Raw genomic sequence first — 25892 nt, forward strand, 5'->3', positions numbered from 1 at the left:
TCGTCCCATTGCCGCTGGAATGGAAGAATAGCTTGCAATTCGTTGCGACAAGGCATTGCAAGCCTTTGGCGCAAAGCTTTGTCAGCGATTGGTTCAGCGCAATGGTGAGCGATCAGGCGGCTGGCGTCGGCGACGAGGATTTGAAGGCCCAGGGCATCAGCTCGTCGATGCGCGACTGCGGATGGCCATCGGCGATCGCCTCGAGCGTCGCCTTCATCCAGGCATAGGGATCGACGCTGTTCAACTTGCATGTCGCAATGAGCGAAGCGAGACGTGACCAGGAACGTCCACCTTCATCGTGCCCCGCGAATAACGCATTCTTGCGCGTGAGAGTCAGCGGCCGAATCTGATTTTCGACGAGGTTGGTGTCCATCTCGACGCGTCCATCGTCGAGGAACAGGGTCAGCCCGGCCCAATGATTCAGAAGATAGGCGACCGCCTTGCCCATGTCGCTGCGGCCGGAGAGGCGAGCGGCCTGGGCGCGCAAAAACTCTTCGAGCTCGACGACAAGAGGCCGCGACCGCTCGGCGCGAACGCTCTGCCGGATCGGCGCCTCTTTGCCCCGGATGTCCGCCTCGATCGCATAGAGCGCGGCGATGCGCGCCAGGATCGCCTCGGCGATGGGCGAGCCCGCTTTCGGCGTGGCGGCGATGATCTCGCGCCTGCCATGGCTCCAACACCAGGCGAGCCGCAGTGGGGCGCCACCTTTGCGCTCGGCGCGCGCCAGACGATGATAGCCGCCATAGCCGTCGACCTGGAGAACGCCGTCGAATCCTTCGAGCATCCGCTCGGCGTGCTCGCCGCTGCGACCCGGCGCGTAATGATAGACCACGATCGGCGGATCGGCGCCGCCGTGCCCGCGGTCGTCGCGCAGAACCGCCCAGAGATAGCCAGTTTTCGTCCGGCCGCGGCCGGGATCGAGAACCGGCGCCCGAGTCTCGTCCATGAATAGACGGCCGGACAGCTTCATCAGCGCGCTCATGCGCTCGACGATCGGCGCGAGGTGGAAGGCCGTCGTTCCCATCCAATCGGCCAGAACGGCGCGGTCGAGCATGATCCTGTGGCGCGCGAAGACCTGCGATTGACGGTAGAGCGGCATGTGCTCGCTGAACTTGGCGACCGCCACTTGCGCCAGCAGCGCCTCGGTGGGAACGCCGCCCTCGATCAGATGCGCAGGAGCCGGCGCCTGGGCGACGCCCGCGCATCCTGTCGGACAGGCGTAGCGGGGCCGCACGGTCTCGATGACGCGATATTGCGCCGGCGTCACGTCGAGGCGGCTGGAGCGGTCCTCGCCGATCCGAACCATCAGGCCGCAGCCGCAGGGACAGGCGAGGCTTTCTGGCTCGATCACGCGCTCGACGCGCGGCAGATGAGCAGGAAAGGCGCGCGCGGCGCGGGCGGCGCGCTCCCTGGTCGCCGGGCGCCCCGAGCGGCGCGCGCGATCGTCTTCCCGCTCCTGGACTTCGGCAATGGCGATCTCGATATCTTCCAGAACGAGCTGTAACTGATCGGGATCGAGTTTCTCCGAACGCTTGCCGAAACGCGCGCGTTCATATTCCTTGACGAGCAATTGCAGACGTTCGACCGTCTCCTTCGACGCTGCGAGCTCGCTCTCGGTGTGAAGGCGCGCGGCGAGCTCATGATCGGCGCGGATGCGTTCGGCTTCGAGCATGGCGCGCTGAGCTTCGAACAATGCGCGTAGTTCGGCAGGCAGCTCTGCGAGTCTGGAGGGATCGAAGCTCGGCGTCACGTCGGCGAATCTATCGCAAGCGAGGCGCCGAATGAAGCCGAAGTTGCGATCAGTTCGCCGCGGTCGGCGTCGCCACGATCCGCTCGCCGACGCGCTTCCAGTTGAGCCCGTCGAATAGAGCTTCGAATTGCACCCGGCTCAATTGCAGGACGCCGTCGCTGATCTGCGGCCAAGAAAAGCGGCTATCGCCGAGACGCTTGTAGACGAGCACGAGTCCGGTTCCGTCCCACAGCAAAATCTTCAAGCGATCCATTCGCTTCGAGCGGAACACGACGATGAGCCCGGAATGCGGATCGAGTCCGAGCTTGTTTTGCACGAGAGCGGCCAGCGCGTCATGCCCGCAGCGGAAATCGACGGGACGCACGGCGAGCACGATCCGCAACCCTTGCGACGGAATGATCACGCGCCGCGCTCCAGCGCCGTCATGATCTCGGCGATGCGCGTCGACGCGGTGTCCTGATCCAGCCGTAACACGACCTTGCCGACGACGATCTCGATCTTCGCATCGCTCTCGTTACGAACGGAGGGCTGCTCGAGCTCGATCTCCACGAACTCCGCGGGACCGTCGGTCACCAGCGCGAGCCGCCCGGTGCGCGCCTGGCGGCGCCACTGCGTCAATTGCTGCGCGCATATCCGATATTTGCGGGCCACGTCGGCGACGCGCGCTCCAGGCGCGAGACTCTCTCGTACGATCCGGCCCTTCAGCTCCTTCGACCACAGCCGATTGCCCGAACGTGAACGACGAAAATCCACACGTCCGACAAATCCTGCGCCAAAAGCCGTTTCGATCGTCGCATTCTCGTTCATCTTCGGATCCTTCCAGAGACATGGCTGTCCCTCAGAAGAATCTCACATCCGAAAATCCTTCCGAACCCGAAGAATCAATGGGGTCGCAACGGCGCTTACGCTTCGACCAGGATCGGCGCCCGTGTTCCCACGGCGCGGCGGCGCGCGCGGCGTTTCCTCACCGCCAGCCCTTCCTCGCGGTAGAGCCGATAGATGCGGTTCTTGCCCGAGCGCTCGCCCTGCTGCCGAAGTAGGATGAACAGCCGCCGGTAGCCGAAGCGCCGACGCGCATTGGCGAGATCGCGCAGTTCGGCGCGAAGCTCGGCGTCGGCCGGGCGCTTCGACGTGTAGCGCGCCGTCTTGCGATCGATGGCGACGATCCGGCAGGCCCGACGTTCCGACAGGCCCATCACGGCCCGAAGGTGCGCGACGGCGTCGCGCTCGAGGCGGGCCCTACCATTTTTTTGACAAGAGCTCCCGAAGCGCCGCCGCGTCGAGCATCTGATCGGCCAAGAGCTTCTTCAGACGCGCGTTTTCCTCCTCCAGCGCCTTCAGCCGCTTGGCCTCGGAAACGTCCATGCCGCCGAACTTGGCCTTCCAATTGTAGAGCGTCGTCTCCGAAACCGCGTATTTGCGCGCGAGGTCCGCCGCCTTCGCGCCGGCTTCCTGCTCCCGCAAAATCCCGATGATCTGCTCTTCCGTGAACCGTTTCTTCTTCATTGTGTCCGTCCTGCAATCGGCCGGACTCTAATCGATGCTGGTGGGATTTTTCAGGGGCAGGTCACCGCCGATGTTGCCCCATTTGTCGATCGGTCGAAACACCGGGCCCGCATCGATCTTCACGAAAGCGAGCTGCGCGCGTAACGCTTCGACGGGGCGGCTGACAACGAGCACGCTCTCGCCGGCTTCGGCAGACGACGTTTTCGTGCGCCGCAGTCGAATGGCCATGAGAGGACGCTTCTCGTCGTCCGGCGCGTCGGGTTCGGCGGCGATCGCCTCGCGGTCTTCGATATCCTCGACCTCGAGCCGCGCGATTTCCGATCGACGTCGCCCGCCCGAACCGAACGCGAGGAGCAACAGCGCGCGATCACGGAGGTCGACCGCTCTGTCCCTCCCGCAGGTCCACGAGCAAACGATCCAGAACGTCGCGCGTAATCGCCGAAGCGTTCTTGCGGGGCCGTGGACGATCGGAGGCGCGGACGGCGAGCCGCAGCGCGTTGCGGATCGACGGATTGCCGAACGGTCCTTCGATTCCGCGCCAGCGATGCAGGCTCGACCAATGCGCGAGGCGGCGCCGCACCGTCTCCGGCGCGTGCGGCCCGTCGGATTTCAGTCGTCCCTCGGCGCGTAGCGCCGCGGCGACCGCTTCCGGCATGCCGTGCTCGGGATTTCTCTCGCGCTCCGCCTCGTCCCAGAGACGATGGGCGATGAAACGCAGCACTGTGGCCTCCGACGCGGGCCAGACCAGCGGCGCCCCCGTCGAGGCGCGCGCCCATGCCTCGAAGTAGCCGAGATTGCTCGCCAGCGCGCGCAGTGAATTCGGACCGGCGCCGGCTTTGGCGAGGTGCGTCAGCGTGTCGATTTCAGACGGCATCAGCGTCTCGGCCAGCCGATCACACGCCGCCAACGGTAAAAATCCGGCGAGCGCGTCGATCGCAAAGTCGTCGCCGATTGTCATGACGCGCCCAGCGGTCCCAGCACGGTAACATTTTCCGCACGGGCGGCGGCCGCGAGTTTCATGTCCAGCGTCGCGAGCGGTAGCTTTTCGACGACGGCGAGCGTGAGATAGCTCGCGTCGTAGCCTGACAATCGATGCCGTCCGGCGAGTATGATGACGAGCCGGTCGTTCTCCGTCCCGTCGTCCATGATCGGGAACCCGCGTAATTGCGCCATCGTCGCCATCGCTTCGCCGGGCGCGAGACGACCACGCCGTTCGGCCATGACGAACAGATTGCGCGTTTCGAATCAGAACAGCGACGGCGCCCGGCCGGGATTCTTGTCGAGCCCCGCCATAACGCGGTCGGCCGCATCATTCTGCTCGTCGGGTAGGAACCACGCCGCGGCGAACGAAGCGTCGACGACGAGCGCCATCAGAACCGGCGCCCTTCATCGCGCCAGGCAAGCAATTTCTCTGCCGTCGTTTTGGCGCGGTTGGCGCGGGCGGCTTTCACCTCGGCGACGAGCGCGGCAAAATCCTCGGCCTTGGGAATGTGCGTGAGGCGCGCGATCGGTTCGTGTCCGCGGGCGATGACCACCTCTTCGCCGGCTTCGATCTTCGCGAGCAGTTCGGAGAGCCGGGTTTTGGCTTCGCCGACTTTGACGGTGAGCGACATGCTTCGACGCCTTTACCCATTCCCATGATCAGTAGCGATGACCTTCGTGGCGCCAAGCGAGGATTTCCTCGCGGGAGACGGGTTCGAGCTCGCCGCTGTCGCGTAGCGCCAACATCGCGTCGATCGCCGCGCGACGACGCGCTTGCTCCTCGGCGGAGATTTCTCGCGCCAAGGCGTCGCTCGACCTTTCGTCGACCGACGGGCGCCCCTCAGAAGGGGATTTATTGTCTTCAACGCGGGGGACATGAAGACCTCTAAATAAGGAAGGCCAGCGCTGTTTCCGGCTCGCCAGTGAATTCAGGCAGTTCGGCTATTCTTTTCCCTTGGTCAAGCATTGGTTTTCTGACAATCGATATAAGGTATTTATCGATTGTTATACCTCTCGTCCCCTGATGGGACACGGCGCCAAGGGCGCTGGTGCGCGGGATGTCGGCCACCAGACCTTTTACGCGCTCGACTGATGCGAAATCGCACTTGGCGCGATCCCGTTCATCCTGGTGCGGCGAAGCCCCGGAAACCGCTTCCGCTGGCGCTCACCGGCTTCGACTCTTTCATTGCTGCCAGACTACTGGCTGATTCCGACGCTGGATGCGCGCGTCGGCGTTATCCTTGGGGGTCGACGTCGGCGTGCCTTCCCCGCTTCGCACGGTCCATGTGTTCGCCGAGGCCGCGAAGCTGCTGGCGCTGATTATCCTGGGCTGGCTCGCCATGCAGGCCGTACTCGGCTCATCGGCGGATGTCGTGCCGAAGGCGTCCTCGCCCTGGCGGCAGGACGAGCCTCGCCCGGCTCAGAATCCGTAGCGCTCATCAGCCCAGCGCAGCAGCGCCTTCGCATCGTGATCGGGCAGTCGCACGCACCCCAGGCGCAGGCCTTGCGCCGCCGTGCTTCTCGAGCTCGGCCGTCATCCATGGCCAAAGCTCGGCGATGCGAGCGCCGTCCGGCGCGAGAACCGACCGCGTGTCACGCCAATAGGGATCGTCGACGCTGGCGGCCGAGAACGAGAAGCCCGGAAATATCCGCGTCAGCGCTGTCGCAAGCATCGCCTCGTCGGCGCCGGCTGGCAGGGCGGCCAGAGTCGCCTCGACGATGGCGCGGTCCGGTAGTTTGACGAGAGCGTTCTCGGAAATCTCAGCCATGCAACCATCTTATCATTTCGGGCTGCCCTGGCACCCGTCCGGCTTCGTCGAACCGCCCGCGGCGCTGCCTTGGGTGATGAGCCGTGAGCTGCGCTGATCGCAAGTGTATATCCAGAACCAGCTCAGCGCCACGCTCAATCGGTTGCGGACGCCGATGAGGAAGTAGATGTGGGCAAGCCCCCATATCCACCACGCGAGTGCGCCGCGCAGCTTGATGCGACCGAAGTCGATCACGGCGAGCCGCTTGCCGATCGTCGCGAGACTGCCGGCATGACGATAGACGAACCGCGCATCCTCACCCGTGCCCGCGAGACGCGCGCGGATCGTCGCCGCGACATGCTTGCCCTGCTGCTTTGCCGCCGGCGCGATTCCGGGCACGGGCTTGCCGTCGGGGCCGTCGACGATCGCCGTGTCGCCAATGACGAAGATCTCCTTGTGCCCCGGCGCAGTCAGATCGGGTTCGACTTGCACGCGCCCGGCCCGGTCGGCCGGTGCGCCAATCCATTGGGCGGCCCTCGAGGCCTGCACGCCCGCGGCCCAGATGATCGTCGCGGCCGCGAGGGTCTTGTCGCCATAGACGACACTCTCCGCCGAGCAGGCGGTCACGGCCTGACCAAGCTCGACCTCGACGCCGAGGTTCTCGAGAGCGCGCTGCGCATAGGCGGACAGATCCTCGGTGAACGCCGCCAGCACGCGCGATCCGGCCTCGATCAGCACCACGCGGGATTGCCGCGTGTCGATACTGCGGAAATCGCCGACGAGCGTCCTGCGCGCCAATTCGGCGATCGTGCCGACGAGCTCGACGCCGGTCGGACCCGCGCCGATGATGACGAAGGTCAGAAGCGCGGCGCGCCGCTGCGGATCGGTCTCGCGTTCTGCCCGCTCGAACGCAAGCAGGATGCGGCGGCGGATCGTCGTCGCGTCCTCGAGCGTCTTCAGCCCTGGCGCGAACCCCTCCCAATCGTCATGGCCGAAATAGGCGTGACGCGCGCCGGTCGCGAGGACGAGCGTGTCGTAGGACACGGCCGTGCCGTCATCGAGGAGGACACGCCGCCCCTCCTTGTCGACGCCCTCGACCGAGGCGAGCAAGGTCGCGAGCTCCTTGCGCTTGCGCAGGAGATGCCGGATCGGCCAGGCGATCTCGGAGGTCGGCAGCGACGCCGTCGCGACCTGATAGAGCAGCGGCTGGAACAGGTGATGATTGCGTCTGTCGATCATCGTGATGCGCACCGGCGCGCCGGCTAGACGCTGCACAGTCTCCAGGCCGCCGAAGCCGGCGCCGACGACAACGACATGATGACGATCATGGTCGGTGTCGGCACAACGGTCATGACCGACCTCCATTATTTCCTCTCGTATCACGAAGCTGGATAGACCGGCCATGCACGGTTCCGTGAGGCCAGAGCCTATCGCGTTTCGAGATGTCGCGCCATGGGGAGGCCGCGAGGGGCGTCGGCGACGCCGCTGCGCGTCCCCGCCGACGCTCGTCTCGTTCAGAATTTGAACTTCACTCCGCCCTGTATCGCGCGCGGCTGGCCCGCATAGATCGAGCCCGTCGAATTTTGCGCGAGCATGAAGCCGGGATTCCGAAACCCAGAGGTGAGCGAATTGGCGATGACCGTGGCGGAGGCGACATAGGTCCTGTCGAACACATTGCGCACTTCGACGAAAGCGGAGATGTTCTTCAGGAATCCGATCGACACTCGCGGTCGTAATGCAGGTTGAGATTGACGAGCCCATATCCCGGAATTGTGAACTGACGCCGCTCGACGAAATTCGTGAAGATCTGATTGTTGTAGGAGTAATTGGCGAGCAGCCGCCAACCATCGAAAGGCCGCCGATCGAGAAGGAATTCCGCGCCGCGATGGACGGAGCCCGGCGCATTATAGGTGTAGTTCTCGAGGCCATTGCCCGGAGACTGGGTCAGCATCTCGTCCTGATACCATTCGTAAAAGCCGTCGAGCGTCACTTTGAGCGTCTCCGTCGGCGTCTAGTCGAAGCTGGCGTCGAAGCCCGAATTGCGCTGCGACTTCAAATTGGCGTTATTGCCGTCGAGACCCTGCTGGTTGACGAAGAGAAACCCATATTGCGGCGTTCCATAGCCGCTCGAGGCGCGCGCATAGAATTTCCACTCGCGGTCGGGACGCCAGGTGACCGAGGCTTCCGGCGCGAAATTCCAGAAGGTGCGATTGGCCGGCACGATGGTCAGCGCGCCGGACGGATAGGACATGGAGGACGAGAGCGCCGCGACCTTGCTCATCTCGCTCGCCAGCGCGATCACGCCGGTCACGGCCGGCGCGAGCTCGAGCTCCTCGCGGAAACGGCCGCCGAGATTGGAGTGCATGATGTCTTGCTTGTTGGTGAGCAAGGGCCCGAGATCGCCATTGCCCCAACCGAGGAGATTTTTCGTGTAGGTCGTGAAGCGCGCGTGATTGTACGAGGGGCCGATATTGCTGGTGAGCTCGCGGCCCTGCAGAGCGCGGTGATTGGTGAACCGACCTGCGATAAAAATTTGCGACAGAGCCGATTATTCAATATCCCCTCTCTGGCACATCGAGGCCGTCGGAGGCGTTCACTCCATCAGAGCCCTCGCACAGGCGAGCCCTTTTCTCGGCGCGCAGACAGCAGATCCGGCTTATGACGTAATGTTGCTCAAGATACACCGTACGTAAATTTTTTCGCCGTCCACAATGCGTAAAATTCCTAGCGAGCGCGGCAGCCAAATCTGCCGTATCAACGATGGCAGAGCAGTAGTTAGTCTATCCAAGTGATTCGCGACCGCCGCTCGGCTGTCAACCAATTTAAATATTGCATTGATTCAAGGCTGCATTGATGAATCAAACTCGTTTGTTATTTATTGATCTCCTTTTGACAGCGATCGCCACTGTCATGGCGCTCGCTTTGCGGGATAATTTCGAAATGTCGAGGGAGAGGCTGGAGGAGTTCCTGCCTTACCTCCTCTGCACGCTCGCTGCCGCCACGGTGATGCTCTCGGCTTTCCAGACGAATCGCTCCGTCTGGCAATTCACGTCGATGTCGGACTATCTGCGAATTCTCGCCGCGACGGTGGCGGTCGTCATCAGCGCCGTCGCGCTCGGCTTCACCTTGAACCGCATGGATGGAATAGCGCGCGCGCTGCCCGCCCTGCAGGGCCTGTTGATCCTGTTCGGCCTCGTCGGCGCGCGTGTCCTGATGCGCCTTTGGCGCGTCGTGCTGGAACGACCCCGTCGAGCCGAGGCCGCCGAGCGAACCTACAGCTGCAAGACGGTGCTCGTCGTAGGCCTCGGCGAACTGGCCAGTCTCTATTGCCGTTCGATCGTCCGATGCGCGCCGGATCGCATTCGCATCGCAGGGTTCCTCGGCCATGACGATCGTCATGTCGGGCGCTCCGTGCAGGGACATCCGATATTGGGGACGCCCGAACAGGTTGCCGATGCGCTACGCACGCTCGAGATTCATGGCGTCTTCGTCGACAGCATCGTCGTGACCGTGCCATTCGAAAGACTGTCGCCGCCGGCGCAACGCGCCTTGCTGGATATAGAGACGGAGTCGAATATCGAGATCGAGTTCTTGATCGATCGGATGGGGCTTGGCCCGCGTCCCGCCGCCGACGCCGCGATTGCCGGTGCCTCGGATAAGCTCGCGGCATTTTCCTTCGACGCCGACGAACTCGTGACATTGATGCGGAGGCCCTATTGGAGCATCAAGCGAGCGGTGGATTTCGTCGGCGCTTCCGTACTGCTGATCGTCCTTGCTCCACTCGCTCTGCTGGCGGCGCTTCTCGCCGCGATCGACGTGGGTTGGCCCATCACCTTCTGGCAGCAGCGTCCCGGTCGCAACGGGCGGCCTTTCAAGCTCTACAAGCTGCGCACTATGGCCGCCGCGCATGACGCTCGCGGCCAACGTGTGCCCGATGAGCGCCGCGTGTCGGCCATCGGCAGCTTCTCGAGGCGACTGCGATTGGATGAACTTCCGCAACTGCTCAACATTCTCTCGGGCGAGATGTCGTTCGTCGGTCCCAGGCCGTTGTTGCCGATCGATCAGCCGGCCGCCTATTCGGCGCGGCTCCTCGTTCGGCCGGGCCTGACCGGCTGGGCACAGGTCAATGGAGGCCGCGAGATTTCGGCCGCCGACAAGGCCGCGCTCGATGTCTGGTATGTGCGCAACGCATCGCTGGCGCTCGATTTCGTGATCGTCCTACGCACCGTGTCGATGGTCGTCTTCGGCGAGCGCGTCGATGCGCGCGCGATTCGCCGCGCTTGGCGTGAACTACGGCAGGCGGGGGTTTACAAGGTGACGGAAGCCACCCCCGCACAATCTGCCTCGGTCGCGTTCTTGAGCGCGACACGCGGAGAGCTGCCGACCTGAGGCGTCCGCCGTAGCGCGAAATTGGATTTTGCACAGCCCAGGCCGTGCGAGAGATCGCTCTGAGAATCCTATGGCGCCGAGAGAAGGGCGCAGACCGCTCGGGGCCGTGAAAGACGCAGGATCGGGTGAAACGCTTCACCCGAAGTGCGGTAGCGTCCGCGAGGCTTTTGCGAACGCGGAACATAAGGAAAGTAACTGACTTTATATTTCCCGAATACGCGCTTTCAACTCCTTGACTTGGACGGTCGTTTTGATCGCGTGCATTCGTAACGCAGCTTCGAGAAACGAGAAAGCGCATCCTCGAAGCGACCTTTCCTCGGCAGAGATGGACAGCACAATGCTCAATATCGCACAGAGAGACCGCGCGCCCCTGCAAATTCTCGAGGAGCGTTTGAGACAGAAGGACGCGCTGATCGGCGTCATAGGGCTCGGCTATGTGGGATTGCCCATTTGCATCGCCGCCGGCGAATCGGGATCGAAGGTTCTGGGTTTCGACGTCGATCCGGAAAAGCCCAAGGCTCTCGCCGAAGGAAAAAGCTATCTCAAACATATTCCAGATGATCGCATCTCGGTTCTAGTGAAAGAGAAGCAGCTGAGCGCAACGACGGATTTCGATCGTCTGTCCGAACCGGACGCGTTGTTGATTTGCGTGCCGACGCCGTTGAGCCCTCATCTCGATCCCGATCTCTCCTTCGTTGTCGCCACGGGAGAGCAGATCGCCGCCCGCCTCAGGCGAGGCCAAATCGTCGTCCTCGAATCGACCACCTATCCGGGTACGACCGCCGGAGTTCTTCGTCCGATATTGGAGAGGAGCGGGCTCGTCTGCGACCAGGATTTCTATCTCGCCTTTTCGCCGGAGCGAGAGGATCCCGGCAATCTCGAGTTTTCCACGTCGCGCATTCCCAAGGTCGTCGGAGCCGATAGCGCCGATGCGCTGAATCTGGCGACGGCTCTCTACGATCAATTCGTTCCGAGGACTGTGCGGGTGTCCTCGAGCGCCACGGCCGAGGCGGTCAAGCTCACCGAGAACATCTTCCGCGCCGTCAATATCGCGCTCGTCAACGAACTGAAGCTCGTCTACGGCGCGATGGACATCGATGTCTGGGAAGTGATCGAGGCCGCCAAATCGAAGCCGTTCGGCTACATGCCCTTCTATCCCGGTCCAGGTCTCGGCGGGCACTGCATTCCGATCGATCCCTTCTATCTGACGTGGAAGGCGCGTGAATATGGCGTCGCCACAAGGTTCATCGAACTCGCCGGGCAGATTAATTCCGGCATGCCGCAACATATCGTCAACGAGTTGGCGCGGGCATTGGACACGAACCGCGGGCGTGGCCTCACGCGCGCCCGCATCCTCGTCCTCGGCGTCGCATATAAGAAGAACGTCGACGACACGCGAGAAAGCCCGGCGTTGCGGCTCATCGAGCTGCTCGAAGCACGCGGCGCCGAGGTGCGCTTCTACGATCCCTTCGTCAGGGTCATTCCGGAAACGCGTGAGCACAACTCGCTCTCGGGTCGGCGATCGGAGCTTTGGGATCCGGCGGAGTTCGGCGGCTATGACGCGATCCTCGTCGCCACCGACCACGACGATGTCGATTACGCCGCTCTCGCCGCGCACGCGCCGTTGATCGTCGACACGCGCAATGCTTGCCGCCGAGCAGGAGTGACGAGCGCGAATGTCGTGTCGGCCTGACTCGGGTGTAGCCGAGCGCATCCGAAGCGGCGCCGGACCGACCGTGGCGTGCTGCAAGGCCCGCGTCTTTACCCGATAGCAACAAGGAGCCGTTCACAGCATGTGTGGAATCAACGGCGTCTATGCATACCGTCCTACGGCTGCGCCCATCGATCGGGACGCGCTCATCGCCACGCGTGACCATATGTCGAAGCGCGGACCCGACGGCAAGGGTGAATGGATCGCTTCCGATGGTCGCATCGGCTTTGGCCATCGCCGGCTGTCGATCATCGATCTCTCGCAGGCGGGAGCGCAGCCGATGATGAGCGCGGACGGTAAGAGCGTCGTGACCTTTAACGGCGAAATCTACAATTATTGCGAGTTACGCCGGAGGCTCGAAGCGCGTGGCCGCGTGTTTCGCAGTCGAACGGACACCGAAGTTCTGCTGCACCTCTACGCCGAGATGGGCGAAGCCATGGTGAGCGAATTGCGTGGAATGTTCGCTTTCGCCTTATGGGACGCGGATCGGCGCGGGTTGCTGCTGACGCGCGATCCTTACGGCATCAAGCCTCTCTATTATGCGGACGATGGCCATACCCTGCAATTCGCATCGAGCGTCAAAGCGCTGCTCGCGGGCGGCCGAACGTCGCGTGAGCCGGACGCCGCGGGCGTGGTGGGATTTTACTTGTTCGGCAGCGTGCCGGAGCCGTTTACGACCTACCGATCGATACGCTCCGTTCCGGCCGGCGCGACGATCATGATCGACGCCGATGGGCCGCTCCAAGCCAGGCGCTATTATTCTATTCCCCATGTACTCAGGGAGGCCGAAGGCGCCGCGCAAGATCTGTCGAGTGGCGACGTCGACGAGCGATTTCGTGACGCCATTCTCGACAGCGTGCGTCATCATCTCATCGCCGACGTTTTCGTCGGAGCTTTTCTGTCGGCGGGCGTCGATTCCGGCGCGCTGGTGGGGCTCATGCGAGATCTCACCCAGACCGACATCAGGACGATCACGCTCGAATTCGCGGAGTTTTCCGGCGCCGGCGCCGATGAGGCGCCCTGCGCCGAGCGGCTGGCGAGACGTTACGAAACGAAGCATGTGACGCGGAGGATCGGCGCGGATGAATTCAAGCGCGATCTGCCGCAGATCATCGCGGCGATGGATCAGCCGAGCATCGACGGGATCAATTGTTGGTTCGTCGCCAAGGCGGCGAGCGAACTCGGACTCAAGGTGGCGGTCTCGGGCGTCGGCGGCGACGAACTGCTCGGTGGCTACAGCACGTTTCAGAATATGCCGCGCTGCGTCAAATTGTTTGGTCGCGCATCGCGGATCGCCGGCCCCGGCGCCTTGGATCCGGCGATCGGCCTGGCGCGCATGCTGGGCGTGCGCGTGCATCCCAAGGCCGCCGGCTTGCTCACCTATGCCGGAAGCATCTCCGGCGCCTATCTGCTCTATCGCGGATTGTTCTTGCCGCTCGAACTCGGCGAGGTTCTCGGCGACGCGGACTTCGTTCGCGACGGTCTGGAAAGGCTCGATCCGCTCGAGCACATCCGCGCCGCGCTGCGAGACGGCCCGAAGTCGCCATACGGCGAAGTCGCGGCGCTCGAGTCGAGCTTCTATCTCCGCAACCAGCTGTTGCGCGACGCCGATTGGGCTGGCATGGCGCATTCGTTGGAAATTCGTACACCACTCGTCGACAGCGTTCTCCTGCGGCGCGTCGCGCCCATGCTCGCCCGCGGCGACGGGCCTAGCGGCAAGTCGCTGCTCGCGAGAGCGCCCAAGCGACGTTTGCCGGCCGAGATCGTGAACCGGCGGAAGACAGGCTTCGGCATACCGATCCGAGTATGGGCGCGTGAGGCCCTGCCTGCGATGCAGCAGACCGACGACGCTGGCGGGTTGTGGAGCCGCTCCTGGGCTCGAAGTGTTTCGGCGATGCACGCGAGGGATGGAAATCCGTGGCAAGGGCCGATCGAGCCAGCGCGTCGGAGTGAAGAGATAGGGGGGCGGTGATGTTGTATGTTCGACCGAGAGTGATCGACTGCGTCGTCGGCGCTCGCCCGAATTTCGTGAAGATCGCGCCGATCATGCGCGCAATCGCCGCACGCGCCGGGCTTTCGGCGCGGCTGGTCCATACCGGCCAGCACTACGACGTCGCCATGAACGCCGTGTTCTTCGAGGAACTCGGCATTCCGCGGCCGGACATCAACCTCGAGGTCGGTTCCGGCACCGGAACCGAGCAGACCGCCCGCATCATGCTCGGCCTGGAGCCGGTGCTGTCGAATAGTCCGCCGGATCTTGTTCTCGTCGTTGGGGATGTCAACTCCACGGTCGCCGCCGCGCTCGTTGCCGCGAAGCTCCGCATTCCGCTCGCCCATGTCGAGGCGGGGCTGCGCAGCAGGGATCTTTCGATGCCGGAGGAAATCAATCGGCTCGTCACCGATCGGTTGTCCGCTATTCTGTTCACCACCGAGCACTCGGCCTTCGACAATTTGATCAAGGAAGGAATATCGGCGCGCTGCATCGTCTTTGTGGGCAATGTGATGATCGACACGCTGCATGCCTGTCTCGAGCGTGCGGTGCCTGCGCGCACGACGCTTTTGGAGCTCGGCGCGGCGCCGGAGCTCGCCGCGGACATGTCGGCGCGAGGCTTCGCGCTCGTCACGCTGCATCGCCCGTCCAATGTCGACGACGCCGACCGACTCGAGGCGCTTGTCGAGACCTTGGCGAAGATCGCGCAAAAAATCCCCTTGGTGTTCCCATTGCATCCTCGGACCCAGGCGATGATCCAAAGCGCCGGCCTCGATCGCATCTTGCGCGCCGCATCGATCATCGTGGCGCCGCCGCTCAGCTATCTGCGGGTGATCGGGCTCATGCGCGACGCGCGCTTCGTCATCACCGACAGCGGCGGCGTGCAGGAGGAGACGACGGCCTTGGGAACGCCTTGTCTGACAGTGCGGGACACCACCGAACGACCGATCACCATCGAGCAAGGAACTAATGTTCTCGTCGGGACCTCGCTCGACGCACTCATCGCCGCTGTCGACGACCTTCTCGAAAAAGGCGGCAAGAAGGGCAGAACTCCTGCGTTGTGGGACGGCAAGGCGGCTGAACGTATCGCCGCGGAGATCGATGCATATCTCAGCGGCAGCCGTGTTCCGATGATCGCGTCTTAAAGATAGGTCCATGGGAGCGTCATCGAATGCGAATCGTCTTCTTCTCGCATTACTATCCGCCCGAGGTGAACGCGCCGGCTTCCCGAACCGCGGAACATGCGCGCCTTTGGGCTCGCGGGGGCCACGACGTCATCGTCGTGACATGCGCTCCGAACCATCCGGCGGGCAAGCTCTACCCCGGCCATGCCAACGCCCTCTACCGCACCGAGACGATCGACGGCGTGAGCGTCGTGCGCATCTGGACGTTCATTGCCGCCAATGAGGGCTTTCTGTTTCGCACGATCAATTATCTGTCCTACGCCGTGTCGGCGACATTGGCGATGATTTGGCTCGAGCGGCCAGATGTCGTCGTCTCCACCTCGCCGCAATTCTTCTGTGGACTGGTCGGGCTCGTCGCCAAGACGATAAAGCGAACGCCTTGGGTGCTCGAAATTCGCGACCTGTGGCCGGAGAGCATCGTGACCGTCGGGGCGATGCGTAAGGGCTTCCTCGTGCGCGGTCTCGAGCGGCTCGAAGCGCTGGCCTACCGCCGGGCGGACAGGATCGTTTCGGTAACGGAGTCGTTCGTGCCCCATATCGTCGCGCGCGGCGGGACGCCGGCGAAGGTTTCGGTGATCAAGAACGGCGCCGACCTCGACTTCTATGTCTCGTCCGATGATGGGCGCGAGGTCAAACGAGGTCTTGGTCTGCAGGACCGCTTCGTGGCCGCTTATGTCGGCACCCATGGGATGGCTCATGGCCTCGATACGATCCTCGACGCCGCCGAACTCTTGATCGACGCGCGCGAAATCGTCTTCCTGCTGGTCGGAGACGGAGCGGAGCGACGCCGCCTCGAGCAACGCAAGGCGGAGCGGGGCCTCGACAATGTCGTCATGCTGGGCCAGCAGCCCAAGGCGGCCATGCCTGGCGTGTGGGCGGCCACGGATGCGAGCCTCATTCTGTTGCGCCGCGACGATCTCTTCAAGACGGTGCTCCCGTCCAAAATGTTCGAGGCGATGGCCATGCGCCGTCCCATCATTCTCGGTGTCGAGGGTGAGGCGCGCGCATTGCTCGAGGCAGCGGGCGCCGGCATCGCGATCACGCCACAGAGCGCCGAGGAATTGGCCGCGGCGGTGAGCCGGCTCGCCGCCGACCGTGAACTCTGCGCGCGCCTCGGCGCCTCCGGCCGCGCGCATGTGAGCGAACATTACGACCGCGCCAAGCTGGCGACGCGCTATCTCGACCTGCTCGAGAGCGCCGCTCGCGCGGCGCGACCGTCGCGCGGTCGAGACGCGGCGCAACTCGAGACCGTTCGCCGATGAAGGACCACGGACCCTTTCGAAGCGTGGCGCGAGCGATCGCCTTCGGGCGACACGTGCCGCTCGCCAAGATCGCGCGCCGCATCGAACTCGATGTGAAGCGGCGCGTGGCGCGCCAAATAGGAGCGGCGGGGCCGCTCCGCGGCGCCGTGCCGCCTCTGTCGAATTGCCCGCCGCTTCCGCTTTTCGAGCCGAGACGTGGAAAACTCCAGCGGCGCGACGAATATTTGCGCTTCACCTTTCTCGAACATTCCCGTGAGACCGCCGCAACGGTCGATTGGAGCGTCGGGAGCCGAGAGCCGCGAAGCCAGCTCTGGCGCATGAATCTTCACTATATGGAATATTTGGAGGAGGTCGACGACAGGCTTTTCGCCGATCTCGTTCTCCAGTGGATCGACGGCAATCCGCCCTATGTCCCGGGATATTGGAAGGACAGCTGGAACAGCTACGCGCTTTCGCTGCGCGTCGTGGTGTGGATGCAGCAGTTCGCCTCGCGCGCCGACAGATTGGAGCAGCCGACCCGCGCGGCGATGACCGCATCCGCCGCACGGCAAATTCGCTTCCTCGAAGCCAATCTCGAAACCGACATCGGCGGCAATCATCTCGTCAAGAACATCAAGGCGCTGATCTGGGCCGGGGCGTTCTTCGCGGGACCCGAGGCGGATCGTTGGCGCGCGCTCGGCTTGCGGCTCATGCGTGATGAACTGCCGCGACAGATATTTGTGGATGGAATGCATTACGAACGCTCGCATTCCTACCATTGTCAGGCATTCGCAGATTTGCTGGAGTGCCGCCACGCATTGGGCGCGGACCCTCTCGACGGCGCGCTCGACGACGCGCTCGCCCGCATGGGCCGGGCGGCGGCGGATCTCGTCCATCCCGATGGCGGCGTCGCGCTCTTCAACGACGCGGGCCTGTCGATGGCCTATGCGCCGCAAGAGTGCCTCGACGCCTATGAACGCTTGTTCGGCCGTCGGCCGGCGCCGCGCCGCGTGTTTGCGCTCGCGGACGCCGGCTACTTCGGGCTGCGGGCCGGGGCAACCTATTTCGTCGCGGATTGTGGCCGCATCGCCCCGGACGATCTGCCCGCGCACGGCCATGGCGACGTCTTCGGCTTCGAACTGTCTGTCGAAGGGCTGCGCATCATCGTCGATCAGGGTGTCTTCGAATATGTCGCCGGGGAGCGGCGCGGAACCGCTCGAGCCGCAGCAAGTCACAATACGCTCTGCCTCGACGACGCCGACCAGGCGGATTTCTTCGGGGCTTTCCGCTGCGGCGCGCGGCCGAATGTGACGCTTTGCGCATATGAATCGAGGAATGACGGTTTCCGGCTCGAAGGCGCGCATGACGGCTTCGCGCGTCTGCCCGGAGCGCCGATCCATCGGCGCCGATTCTCGGTCGACCCGGCCGAGATCGTGATCGAGGACCGGCTCGACGGTTGCTCGGACCGGCCGGCGGCCATCGGCTTCCTGTTGCATCCCGAAGCGCGGGTCGACGTGTCGGGCGTCGTCGCGCGGATCACGCGCGGCGACGCCGAGATCGAAATGACATGCACGGCTCCGATCGACATGGAGGATGCGGTCTGGTGGCCCGACATGGGTTGCGAAATTAGCACGAAACGGTTGCGAGTCAGGCTTGCGGCGGGTATCGGCGACGCTGTTACCCGGTTGCGCGTCGTTTCGCGTTCGGCGGTGGGTGAGGATCGGAGATCGGTGTGAAACAAATCGAGCAGAACTACCGAACCGGCGAATTGAAGGTCGCCGAAGTCCCGGCGCCGCAGGCCGACGAAGGCGGAGTGCTGGTCGCGACGCGGGTGTCGCTAATCAGTTCCGGCACCGAAAAGCAGTTGATCGATCTCGCCAAAGCTTCGCTGGCGGGCAAGGCGCTCGCGCGTCCGGATCTCGTGCGTCGAGTGGTGCGCAACATGCAGCGTGACGGCTTGAAGCCGACGATCGAGAAAGTGTTCGCCAAACTCGATACGCCGATCCCGCTCGGCTACAGCCTGGCAGGAGAGGTGATCGAGGTGGGACGGCGAGTGGGCGGCTACGCGGTCGGCGATCGCGTAGCCTGCGCGGGCGCCGGACTCGCCAATCACGCAGAGTTCAACGCTGTGCCGAAGAATCTCACGGCGGCGATTCCGGCGGGCGTCGATGACGAGGATGCGAGCTTCGTCACGCTCGGCGCCATCGCGCTGCAAGGGGTTCGGCTCGCCGCTCCGACGCTCGGCGAGCGAGTGCTGGTCATGGGGCTAGGTCTCCTGGGTCTGCTGACGGTGCAACTGCTCAAGGCCAATGGCTGCCGGGTGCTCGGTTTCGACCCCAACGCCGCCCGCGTAAAATTGGCGGAGCAACTCGGCGCCGACGCCGCCGTCAGCGACGGGCTGCGCGAGGCGGCGGCGGGGTTCACCGGCGGATATGGCGCCGACGCCGTGATCGTCACCGCCTCCAGCAAATCCAACGAGCCGATCAATGTCGCGGCCGAGGTGAGCCGGCTGAAAGGCCGCATCGTCGTCGTCGGCATGGTCGGCATGACGATCGACCGCGAACCTTTCTACAAACGCGAACTCGAGTTGAAACTTTCGCTTTCATATGGTCCCGGCCGCCACGATCCGGCCTATGAGAAGAGCGGCGTCGATTATCCGTTGTCATATGTGCGTTGGACCGAGCAACGCAACATGGAAGCCTTCCTCGCCCTCGTTGCCGAAGGCAAGGTGACTCCGAAGCGGCTCGTCACGCATCGCTTCGCCATCGCCGAGGCCGAAAAGGCCTATGCGCTGATGGAGAGCGACGCGCCGCATCTGGCCATATTGATCGCTTATCCGGAGGCTTCTGGACGCTCCCTCGAGCGTCGAATTCATCTCGCTCCGGTCCCGCGCCGCAGTGATGGGAACGGCGTCGCCTTTGTCGGTTTCGGCAATTATGCGAAAGGCGTTCTGTTGCCGGCGGTGCGCAAAGCCGGCGCAGCCTCGCTCACCGCGGTGGTCACGGCCACCGGCATCAGCGCGGCCCATGCCGCCAAAAAGCATGGGTTCGCCGTGGCGGCGACCGATCCGTCCGCGGCGCTGGACGACGCCGACACGGACACGATTTTCATCGCCACACGCCATGACACCCACGCAAGCCTTACAGCGGCGGCATTGCGGGCCGGCAAAAACGTCTTTTGCGAGAAGCCGCTCGCTATCGACGCTTCCGGACTTGCGGACACGATTGCGGCGGCCGAATTCGCCCCCGGCGTTCTCGCCGTGGGTTTCAACCGCCGCTTCGCGCCGCTCCTGCAGAAGGCGAAGCGCGCGCTTGAGCCGCGAACCGGTCCGCTCGTCATGCTCTATCGCATCAATGCGGGCCCGATACCTCGAGACAGCTGGATTCAGCGGGAAGAAGGCGCGGGCCGGATCATCGGCGAAGTCTGCCATTTCATCGATGCTCTGACTTATCTTTCCGAAAGTCTGCCCATCGAGGCGCAAGCGATCGCGGCGCGCGACCATGCCGACGCGGTTTCCATCCTCATCCGCTTCGCCGACGGTTCGACGGGCTCGATCGTCTATTCGTCGCTCGGCGACACCAGCGTGTCCAAGGAATATATCGAGGCCTTCGCCGATGGCATCGTGATCCAGCTCGACGACTTCCGCCGGCTCACAGTGACCCGCAACGGCAAGAGCGCTGTCAGCAAGAGCGCTCAGGACAAGGGTCAGCAGGCCCTGGTCGCCGCCTTTCTCGACGCGACGAGAGGAAAAGGCCACGCGCCGATTCCATTGCCGGAACTCGTCGCGGTCTCGAAGGCGACTTTCGCCATCGAGACCTCGCTGCGTTCAGGCGAAGCTGGCGTTATCCCGGGGGTGACGACTTGACCGAGACACTCGAAATCTCCGAATCGCACAGGCCGGTTCCGGAAAAGAACTCGATCACCGCGATCATCCTCACGATGAACGAGGAAATCCACATCGAACGGTGTATCGCACGCGTCGCACCTCTCGTCGCGCGCGTCGTCGTGGTGGATAGTGGTTCGACGGATCGCACCGTGGATATAGCGACACGCCTCGGCGCCGACGTGGCTCGGCACGCCTTCAAGCACCAGGCCGACCAATTCCAATGGGCGCTCGATCATTGCGGCGTGCGTACGGAGTGGGTGCTGCGCCTCGACGCCGACGAATATTTAGAAGAGACGCTAATCGCCGAAATCGAGGAACGCGTGGCGCGCTTGCCAGCGGAGGTCACCGGACTCGCCTTCAAACGCAAGGTCATCTTCCGCAAGCGTTGGATTCGCTTCGGAGCCTATTATTCGACAATTCTCACGCGCATGTGGCGAGTCGGCGCCGGCGCTTACGAGCAGCGTTGGATGGACGAGAAGCTGGTGTTGAAGCATGGTCGGTTCGAACTTTTCAAAGGGGGCGACCTCGTCGACGAGAACCTCAAGGACATCGATTGGTGGACCGACAAGCACAATCGCTACGCCACGCGGCAAATGGTCGATTTCATCAATCGCGAATACCGACTGTTCCCGATGGATGAAGCGATCGACCCCAACGCCCCCGCGCAGGCGCGCTGGATTCGCTTCTTGCGCAATCACATATTCGCCAATGCGCCGCTCTATGTGCGCAGCGTCTTGTATTTTATTTATCGGTACATCTTCAAGTTCGGCTTTCTCGATGGCAGACAAGGCTTCGTGTTCCATGCGCTGCACGGATTCTGGTATTTCATGCTGATCGACGCCAAGATCGACGAGGCGCGCGGCTTTATCCGCAAGAATGGCGTCGAAGCCTTCCGTGAACATCTCGCGCGCCGCCACAAGATCGCTCTCTAGTGAGACATTTTTCCTTCTGAATTTCGGCTGCTCCAGCCGGCGCGAACGCTATGGGCGCGGCTCGCCTGATATGAGCGGCCAATGTGTGTGAGGAATCGATTCATGATCGCCATACCCGGAGTTGCGCGCCGTATCGTAGAGCGGGCCATGCGAGACCGCGTCATCAAGCGACATCTTCCTTCCGAGTTCGGAGCGCGGCCCATTTATGTCTCGCCCGACGCGGCGCTCCGCTACCTCCTTCCCGGGGCGTCCGGCTTCGATCAGAGCCTGCTCGCGCTCGCCGACCGATATGTGCGTCCGCGATCGGTTGTTTGGGACATAGGCGCGAATGTCGGAGCCTTTGCATTTCCAGCGGCTGTGCGAGCCAGCGAGGGGCATGTCCTCGCCGTCGAGCCGGACCCATTTCTGGTCTCGTTGCTTCGCAGAACGGCGGGACTGCGGGCCGGGGCCGATCTCGACGTACGCATCGTCCCGGCAGCAATCTCCAAGATCGACGGCGTCACGGAACTCACATTGGCGGCGCGCGGCCGAGCCGCCAACACGATCAGCGGCGCCTTCGTCGGTTCGCAACGCGGCGGGTCGAGAGGCGCGTTCACAGTGCCGACGCTCCGGCTCGACACACTGCTCAACCATTACGCTCCGCCGCATCTCGTGAAGATCGATGTGGAAGGCGCCGAGGTTTTCGTGCTCGAGGGCGCCAAAAAACTCCTGACGGAAGCAAGGCCCATTCTCTTCATCGAAGTCGCGAGCGAAAACGAGGAGCAGGTCCGCAATCTGCTCACCGCCGCGCGCTACCGGTTCTTCGACGGCGCCGATTTGCGGGCCGGCGAGCCAGCGACGGAGCGGTGCGAATGGGCGACTCTCGCCAAACCGATCGAGTCGGCAAACTAAAAGGAGTAGGCCGTCGTGATCCTCACGCATCGCGCCGCGCCGAGCTCGAGCGGCAGGCCCGTCGTTCTGGTGCTGCTCGGGGCCTATTGGCCGGGAAACGACGCGACAGGCCCCAATCAGAGTTTCGTGGCTCTATGTCGCGCGCTCGCCAATGAGTTCGCGTTCCATGTCTTGGCGCGCGACCGCCCCGTCGGTTCCCGCCGCGCCATTGCTCCGAGCGGGCGTTGGGTCGATCTGGGGCTCGTGAAGGCTCGATATTGTCCTGTCGCTCGCCTCGGGGCGGAGGGACTAGGCGATATCCTGCGCACGACGCCATACGACCTGCTGATGATGAACGGCTTTTTTGACCATGAGTTCACGATCCCGGCGCTACTGTTGCGCCATTTCGGCCGTGCGCCGCGAAAGCCCACGATCATATCCGCGCGAGGCGAATTCGCCAGCGGCGCTTTGTCTCTCAAGTCAGGCCGCAAGCGAGCCTATCTCGCGCTCGCGCGAGGACTCGGCCTCCACAGCGATGTCTGGCTGCAAGCATCCGGTCCGCGCGAGGCGGAGGATATCCGGCAAGTCTATCCCTTTGCGCGCGGCGTGCTCGTCGCGCCCAATGTGCGCGACCTCGGAGCGGCGTTCGCGCCGCGCGCGGCGGGAGCGCCGCTTCTGCCGCTGCGAATCGTCTTCCTCGGCCGTATCGCGCGCGTCAAGAACCTCGATATCGCTCTTCGAGTGTTGCGCTTGGTGAAATCGCCAGTGGTGTTCGACATTTTCGGTCCGATCGCGGAACCCGATCATTGGGATGAATGCCGAAGGATCATCGCTAAGCTGCCGGCCAATGTGATCGTTGCGCACAAGGGGGAGATCCCTAACGCCGCCGTCCCTGAAACGCTCGCCGGTTACGATCTTTTCTTCCTGCCGACGCGTGGCGAGAATTTTGGCCACGCGATCATGGATGCTCTTACCGCCGGCCTACCCGCGCTGATCAGTGACCGCACGCCGTTCAAGGACCTCGAAGGCGAAGGCGCCGGCTGGAGCCTGCCGCTCGACGAGCTGAGCCGGTTCGCCGAGGCCATAGAAGCGATGGCCGCAATGAGCGAGGAGGAGCGCGGACGACGCAGACTCGCCGCGCGACGTCTCGCCGAGCGGACCATCGAGGACAACGACGCCGTGACCTCGAATCGAGAGATGCTCACGAATCTATTGGCCGCGGCGACGACCCGTTGAGCAGGGCTGGAACGGCGTCTCCATTATGCTCGACTGAGTGACGACTCGACGTCGCGCGACGACAATGGGCGCATCCTCGGCTTCGCATTCGATCGATAGTTCGCCGGCTGACCGCCGACGTCTCTCCCAGAGAATAGGAAATCAAGGAATGGCGAAGCAAACCCGTCTCGCGGTGGTGGCCTCTCATCCGATCCAGTATTACGCGCCTTACTATCGCGCGCTGGCGAGACAAGGCGATCTTCATGTGCGCGCCTTTTTTGCGTCGCGCATCGGCCTCGACAAGATGCTCGACGCAGGCATGGGTGTGGAAATCGAATGGAAGATGGATCTCCTCGGCGGCTATGAGCATGAGTTTTTGAAAGGCGCCGAGCACATCAGAACCACGGGACCGCGCGAGATCGACAATCCAGACGTGGGCGCGGCTATCGAGCGGTTCCGGCCGGACGTGGTGCTGTTGCACGGCTATGCGCAAATGACGATGCTCAAGGCGCTCGTCTGGTGTCGGCGGGAGGGCGTGCCGGTCTTGATGATCTCCGACAGCTCGCTGCATGCCGGCACCGGAACGATGATGCGGCGGCTGAAAAGCGCTGTCCTCCCCTTCGTTTTTCGTCAGTTCGACGCGTTTCTCTGCATCGGGGATGCGAATGCGAAATATTTCGAGACATTCGGAGTGCCGAGCGCGCGGCGGTTCCGCGTTCCCACCATGGTGGATGAGAGCTTCTGGGCCTATCGCGAACGACGAACCGACGCGCGCGCGGCGATGCGCGCCGAGCTGGGATTGAGCGAGGACGATTTAGCGGTGCTGTTCGTCGGCAAGTTGATGGCCCGCAAGCGCCCCGGCGATCTCCTCGAGGCTCTACGGCGGCTCCAGGAACTGCCGCCGACGCGCAAGCGTGTGCAGTTGCTTTTTGCCGGAGACGGCGAACTTCGCGCCGAACTCGAAGCGGCGGCGACGCGTCATGAATTGCCGGCGCGCTTTCTGGGCTTCGTCAACATCGACAGGCTGCCTGCTTATTACTGCGCCGCCGATGTGCTGGCGCATCCAGCGGAGATCGAGACCTTCGGGGTGATCGTGCTCGAAGCCGCCATCCTCGGCTTGCCTCTCGTCTTGAGCGAGAAAGTTGGCGCGATCGGATCGAGCAGCGTTGCGCGACCGGGGAAAAATGCGCTCATTCATGCGTGCGGCGATGTGGCGGCGTTGAGCGGGCTGCTCGCGCGGCTGGCCGGCGATCCGGAGACTCTGGCGCGACTGGCGGCGGCGTCCAGCGAAATCTCGACAGAACACGACGGCCGCGCCAGCGTCTCCGGTACGCTGGACGCAATCAAATTCTGTCTTCGAAGAAGGCCGGGGAACCATGCCCCGAACGTTTGGGAGGGTGTCCGAGATGGCGGCAGCTATCTTTGATGACGATAGCCGACGCATCGTGTTGGCGTCCGAGTTCTGGTTCGGCAACACCACAGATGGAATCGCGCATGGATTGCGCAAGATCGGCTGGGACGTCTTTCCCGTCGACACACGGAATCATTTCCTTGGGGCGCGCTCGTTCAGCCTACGGCTGCTGTCGCGAGCAGTCCAGCCTGTCAGCGCCGCCTCTTACAATGCAGCGGTCCTCGACGCGGTCGAAACGCTGAGGCCGAAGGCGTTCCTGACTGTGAAAGGCCTCTATCTTTCTACTGAAACGCTCGACGAAATTCGGCGCCGCGGGGTCATGACGATCAACTACTATCCCGATTTTCACTTCGACTACCCCGGATTGGAACAGCGGACGCTCGACCTATACGATCGCTTTTTCACCACCAAGTCATTTCAGCTGCCCTTTCTGAGGGAGAGGCTCGGACCGAGCCGAGCCCGCTTTCTTCATCACGGCTATTCGTCACTCGTGCATCGCCCACGCGTCGAGCGGGTCGAGGAGACGGACTTTGTGGCCGATTGCGCCCATGTCGGCAGCTACTCTCCTTGGAAAGCGCGTTGGCTAGAAGCGATCGTGCGCGCCTTGCCGGAAGTCGAGCTGATGATCATCGGCAGTGGCTGGAGAGAGCATACGAAGAACACAGTGCTGGAGGCGAGTGTGCGAGGGCATGTCCTGCTCGGTGATTTCTACAGTCGGTTCTTGCAACAGGCGCGCGTCAATCTCGCCTTTCACACAGGCCCCTCCGGACGCGGCGACTGGCAAGACCTCGTCTCGACTCGAACCTTCGAGATTCCGGCCTGCAAGGGCTTCATGCTGCACATCGACAATGACGAGGTGCGGGAGCTATTCGAACCGGGCGAAGAAATCGACGTATTTTCGACCGCGGAGCAGCTCTGCGATAAGCTCGTCTATTATCTCGCGCGACCCGCTATGAGGAAGGAGATGATCGAGCGGGCCTATGCTCGATGCGTGCCGGCTTATTCCTACGATGCGAGAGCAGAGGTCGTCGCCGAGGTGATCGAAGGCCGGCAATGACCGCGGCCTTCGACCCGATGG

At 63.3% G+C, this 25892-nt stretch carries 25 protein-coding genes and 3 pseudogenes; 14 read left to right on the forward strand and 14 right to left on the reverse strand.

Annotated elements, in window-relative coordinates; genetic code table 11:
- Nucleotides 1-112 precede the first annotated feature (112 nt).
- The 10 genes and pseudogenes from tnpC to AC6IW9_RS07900 all read right to left on the reverse strand — a co-directional run bounded on the left by tnpC (nt 113) and on the right by AC6IW9_RS07900 (nt 5041).
- Nucleotides 113-1750 (reverse strand): IS66 family transposase, encoded by a 1638-nt coding sequence (gene tnpC / locus AC6IW9_RS07855; protein WP_497763766.1) that lies wholly within the window; start codon nt 1748-1750, stop codon nt 113-115.
- 49 nt (nt 1751-1799) lie between these two features.
- The gene (gene tnpB, locus AC6IW9_RS07860) at nt 1800-2153 is read right to left on the reverse strand and encodes an IS66 family insertion sequence element accessory protein TnpB (protein ID WP_497763765.1); all 354 of its coding nucleotides are present in this window, start codon (nt 2151-2153) and stop codon (nt 1800-1802) included.
- Nucleotides 2150-2557, reverse strand: coding sequence for an IS66-like element accessory protein TnpA (gene tnpA, locus AC6IW9_RS07865; protein WP_497763764.1), 408 nt, complete (start codon nt 2555-2557; stop codon nt 2150-2152). The genes tnpB and tnpA overlap by 4 nt, the downstream gene beginning before the upstream one ends.
- A 98-nt stretch (nt 2558-2655) precedes the next feature.
- Nucleotides 2656-3256 (reverse strand): annotated as a pseudogene (locus AC6IW9_RS07870) (transposase); the annotation flags it as partial.
- 27 nt (nt 3257-3283) lie between these two features.
- The gene (locus AC6IW9_RS07875) at nt 3284-3484 is read right to left on the reverse strand and encodes a hypothetical protein (RefSeq protein ID WP_497771068.1); all 201 of its coding nucleotides are present in this window, start codon (nt 3482-3484) and stop codon (nt 3284-3286) included.
- 139 nt (nt 3485-3623) lie between these two features.
- Nucleotides 3624-4130, reverse strand: a complete 507-nt coding sequence (locus tag AC6IW9_RS07880; RefSeq protein WP_497771071.1) for a hypothetical protein — start codon at nt 4128-4130, stop codon at nt 3624-3626.
- Nucleotides 4131-4210: 80 nt separating this feature from the next.
- Nucleotides 4211-4438: a type II toxin-antitoxin system VapC family toxin gene (locus AC6IW9_RS07885; protein WP_497771074.1), complete on the reverse strand. Its 228-nt coding sequence runs from the start codon at nt 4436-4438 to the stop codon at nt 4211-4213.
- Between the two features lie 63 nt (nt 4439-4501).
- The gene (locus tag AC6IW9_RS07890) at nt 4502-4627 is read right to left on the reverse strand and encodes a hypothetical protein (RefSeq protein ID WP_497771077.1); all 126 of its coding nucleotides are present in this window, start codon (nt 4625-4627) and stop codon (nt 4502-4504) included.
- Nucleotides 4627-4869, reverse strand: a complete 243-nt coding sequence (locus tag AC6IW9_RS07895; RefSeq protein ID WP_497771079.1) for a type II toxin-antitoxin system Phd/YefM family antitoxin — start codon at nt 4867-4869, stop codon at nt 4627-4629. Before AC6IW9_RS07895 ends, AC6IW9_RS07890 begins: the two co-directional genes overlap by 1 nt.
- A gap of 28 nt (nt 4870-4897) precedes the next feature.
- Nucleotides 4898-5041: a hypothetical protein gene (locus AC6IW9_RS07900; protein WP_497771082.1), complete on the reverse strand. Its 144-nt coding sequence runs from the start codon at nt 5039-5041 to the stop codon at nt 4898-4900.
- 437 nt (nt 5042-5478) lie between these two features.
- Between AC6IW9_RS07900 and AC6IW9_RS07905 the strand changes: the two genes are divergently transcribed.
- Nucleotides 5479-5670: a hypothetical protein gene (locus AC6IW9_RS07905; RefSeq protein ID WP_497771084.1), complete on the forward strand. Its 192-nt coding sequence runs from the start codon at nt 5479-5481 to the stop codon at nt 5668-5670.
- Nucleotides 5671-5676: 6 nt separating this feature from the next.
- On the opposite strand, the gene AC6IW9_RS07910 is transcribed toward AC6IW9_RS07905, so the two are convergent.
- From AC6IW9_RS07910 to AC6IW9_RS07925, 4 genes and pseudogenes are all read right to left on the reverse strand, one after another.
- Entirely contained in the window at nt 5677-6006 is a 330-nt protein-coding gene (locus AC6IW9_RS07910; RefSeq protein WP_497771087.1) for a hypothetical protein, read from the reverse strand.
- A 12-nt stretch (nt 6007-6018) separates the two neighbouring features.
- A complete protein-coding gene (locus AC6IW9_RS07915) occupies nt 6019-7350 on the reverse strand; it encodes an NAD(P)/FAD-dependent oxidoreductase (RefSeq protein WP_497772467.1) in 1332 nt (443 codons plus the stop codon).
- Nucleotides 7351-7499: 149 nt separating this feature from the next.
- On the reverse strand, nt 7500-7709 hold the full coding sequence (locus AC6IW9_RS07920; RefSeq protein ID WP_497771089.1) for a hypothetical protein: 210 nt from the start codon (nt 7707-7709) through the stop codon (nt 7500-7502).
- Nucleotides 7691-8350: pseudogene (locus AC6IW9_RS07925) on the reverse strand (TonB-dependent receptor domain-containing protein). Before AC6IW9_RS07925 ends, AC6IW9_RS07920 begins: the two are co-directional and overlap by 19 nt.
- Before the next feature lie 689 nt (nt 8351-9039).
- Between AC6IW9_RS07925 and AC6IW9_RS07930 the strand changes: the two are divergent.
- From AC6IW9_RS07930 to AC6IW9_RS07990, 13 genes and pseudogenes are all read left to right on the forward strand, one after another.
- A pseudogene (locus tag AC6IW9_RS07930) lies at nt 9040-9417 on the forward strand (nucleoside-diphosphate sugar epimerase/dehydratase); the annotation flags it as partial.
- Nucleotides 9418-9534: 117 nt separating this feature from the next.
- Nucleotides 9535-10374, forward strand: a complete 840-nt coding sequence (locus AC6IW9_RS07935; protein ID WP_497772468.1) for a sugar transferase — start codon at nt 9535-9537, stop codon at nt 10372-10374.
- 337 nt (nt 10375-10711) lie between these two features.
- Complete coding sequence (locus AC6IW9_RS07940; protein WP_497771092.1) at nt 10712-12067, forward strand: nucleotide sugar dehydrogenase; 1356 nt, start codon at nt 10712-10714, stop codon at nt 12065-12067.
- A 100-nt stretch (nt 12068-12167) separates the two neighbouring features.
- Entirely contained in the window at nt 12168-14057 is a 1890-nt protein-coding gene (gene asnB, locus AC6IW9_RS07945) for an asparagine synthase (glutamine-hydrolyzing) (protein WP_497771095.1), read from the forward strand.
- The gene (wecB, locus tag AC6IW9_RS07950; protein WP_497771098.1) at nt 14057-15220 is read left to right on the forward strand and encodes a non-hydrolyzing UDP-N-acetylglucosamine 2-epimerase; all 1164 of its coding nucleotides are present in this window, start codon (nt 14057-14059) and stop codon (nt 15218-15220) included. Before asnB ends, wecB begins: the two co-directional genes overlap by 1 nt.
- Before the next feature lie 26 nt (nt 15221-15246).
- A complete protein-coding gene (locus AC6IW9_RS07955) occupies nt 15247-16521 on the forward strand; it encodes a glycosyltransferase family 4 protein (protein ID WP_497771101.1) in 1275 nt (424 codons plus the stop codon).
- Nucleotides 16518-18236: a heparinase II/III family protein gene (locus tag AC6IW9_RS07960; protein ID WP_497771104.1), complete on the forward strand. Its 1719-nt coding sequence runs from the start codon at nt 16518-16520 to the stop codon at nt 18234-18236. Before AC6IW9_RS07955 ends, AC6IW9_RS07960 begins: the two co-directional genes overlap by 4 nt.
- The gene (locus AC6IW9_RS07965) at nt 18233-20365 is read left to right on the forward strand and encodes a bi-domain-containing oxidoreductase (RefSeq protein ID WP_497771106.1); all 2133 of its coding nucleotides are present in this window, start codon (nt 18233-18235) and stop codon (nt 20363-20365) included. The genes AC6IW9_RS07960 and AC6IW9_RS07965 overlap by 4 nt, the downstream gene beginning before the upstream one ends.
- On the forward strand, nt 20362-21318 hold the full coding sequence (locus AC6IW9_RS07970; protein WP_497771109.1) for a glycosyltransferase family 2 protein: 957 nt from the start codon (nt 20362-20364) through the stop codon (nt 21316-21318). Before AC6IW9_RS07965 ends, AC6IW9_RS07970 begins: the two co-directional genes overlap by 4 nt.
- 102 nt (nt 21319-21420) lie before the next feature.
- The gene (locus AC6IW9_RS07975; RefSeq protein ID WP_497771112.1) at nt 21421-22209 is read left to right on the forward strand and encodes an FkbM family methyltransferase; all 789 of its coding nucleotides are present in this window, start codon (nt 21421-21423) and stop codon (nt 22207-22209) included.
- 15 nt (nt 22210-22224) lie between these two features.
- Nucleotides 22225-23424, forward strand: coding sequence for a glycosyltransferase family 4 protein (locus tag AC6IW9_RS07980; protein WP_497771115.1), 1200 nt, complete (start codon nt 22225-22227; stop codon nt 23422-23424).
- A 64-nt stretch (nt 23425-23488) separates the two neighbouring features.
- Nucleotides 23489-24829 carry a glycosyltransferase family 4 protein gene (locus tag AC6IW9_RS07985; protein ID WP_497771118.1) on the forward strand — a complete coding sequence of 447 codons (1341 nt, stop codon included), beginning with the start codon at nt 23489-23491 and terminating at the stop codon, nt 24827-24829.
- A complete protein-coding gene (locus tag AC6IW9_RS07990) occupies nt 24810-25871 on the forward strand; it encodes a CgeB family protein (RefSeq protein ID WP_497771121.1) in 1062 nt (353 codons plus the stop codon). Before AC6IW9_RS07985 ends, AC6IW9_RS07990 begins: the two co-directional genes overlap by 20 nt.
- Nucleotides 25872-25892: the final 21 nt, after the last annotated feature.

The sequence above is a fragment of the Methylosinus sp. shoA genome, from assembly GCF_059718125.1.

Excerpts from the sequence above, each read along its gene's own strand:
- tnpA (WP_497763764.1), bottom strand. The coding sequence starts at position 2,557 with ATGAACGAGAATGCGACGATCGAAACGGCTTTTGGCGCAGGATTTGTC.
- AC6IW9_RS07915 (WP_497772467.1), bottom strand. The coding sequence starts at position 7,350 with ATGGAGGTCGGTCATGACCGTTGTGCCGACACCGACCATGATCGTCAT.
- AC6IW9_RS07960 (WP_497771104.1), top strand. The coding sequence starts at position 16,518 with ATGAAGGACCACGGACCCTTTCGAAGCGTGGCGCGAGCGATCGCCTTC.
- AC6IW9_RS07940 (WP_497771092.1), top strand. The coding sequence starts at position 10,712 with ATGCTCAATATCGCACAGAGAGACCGCGCGCCCCTGCAAATTCTCGAG.
- AC6IW9_RS07875 (WP_497771068.1), bottom strand. The coding sequence starts at position 3,484 with ATGGCCATTCGACTGCGGCGCACGAAAACGTCGTCTGCCGAAGCCGGC.
- AC6IW9_RS07985 (WP_497771118.1), top strand. The coding sequence starts at position 23,489 with ATGGGCGCATCCTCGGCTTCGCATTCGATCGATAGTTCGCCGGCTGAC.
- AC6IW9_RS07990 (WP_497771121.1), top strand. The coding sequence starts at position 24,810 with ATGGCGGCAGCTATCTTTGATGACGATAGCCGACGCATCGTGTTGGCG.
- asnB (WP_497771095.1), top strand. The coding sequence starts at position 12,168 with ATGTGTGGAATCAACGGCGTCTATGCATACCGTCCTACGGCTGCGCCC.
- AC6IW9_RS07955 (WP_497771101.1), top strand. The coding sequence starts at position 15,247 with ATGCGAATCGTCTTCTTCTCGCATTACTATCCGCCCGAGGTGAACGCG.
- AC6IW9_RS07890 (WP_497771077.1), bottom strand. The coding sequence starts at position 4,627 with ATGGCGCTCGTCGTCGACGCTTCGTTCGCCGCGGCGTGGTTCCTACCC.
- AC6IW9_RS07895 (WP_497771079.1), bottom strand. The coding sequence starts at position 4,869 with ATGTCGCTCACCGTCAAAGTCGGCGAAGCCAAAACCCGGCTCTCCGAA.
- AC6IW9_RS07910 (WP_497771087.1), bottom strand. The coding sequence starts at position 6,006 with ATGGCTGAGATTTCCGAGAACGCTCTCGTCAAACTACCGGACCGCGCC.
- AC6IW9_RS07975 (WP_497771112.1), top strand. The coding sequence starts at position 21,421 with ATGATCGCCATACCCGGAGTTGCGCGCCGTATCGTAGAGCGGGCCATG.
- AC6IW9_RS07880 (WP_497771071.1), bottom strand. The coding sequence starts at position 4,130 with ATGCCGTCTGAAATCGACACGCTGACGCACCTCGCCAAAGCCGGCGCC.
- wecB (WP_497771098.1), top strand. The coding sequence starts at position 14,057 with ATGTTGTATGTTCGACCGAGAGTGATCGACTGCGTCGTCGGCGCTCGC.
- AC6IW9_RS07885 (WP_497771074.1), bottom strand. The coding sequence starts at position 4,438 with ATGGCGACGATGGCGCAATTACGCGGGTTCCCGATCATGGACGACGGG.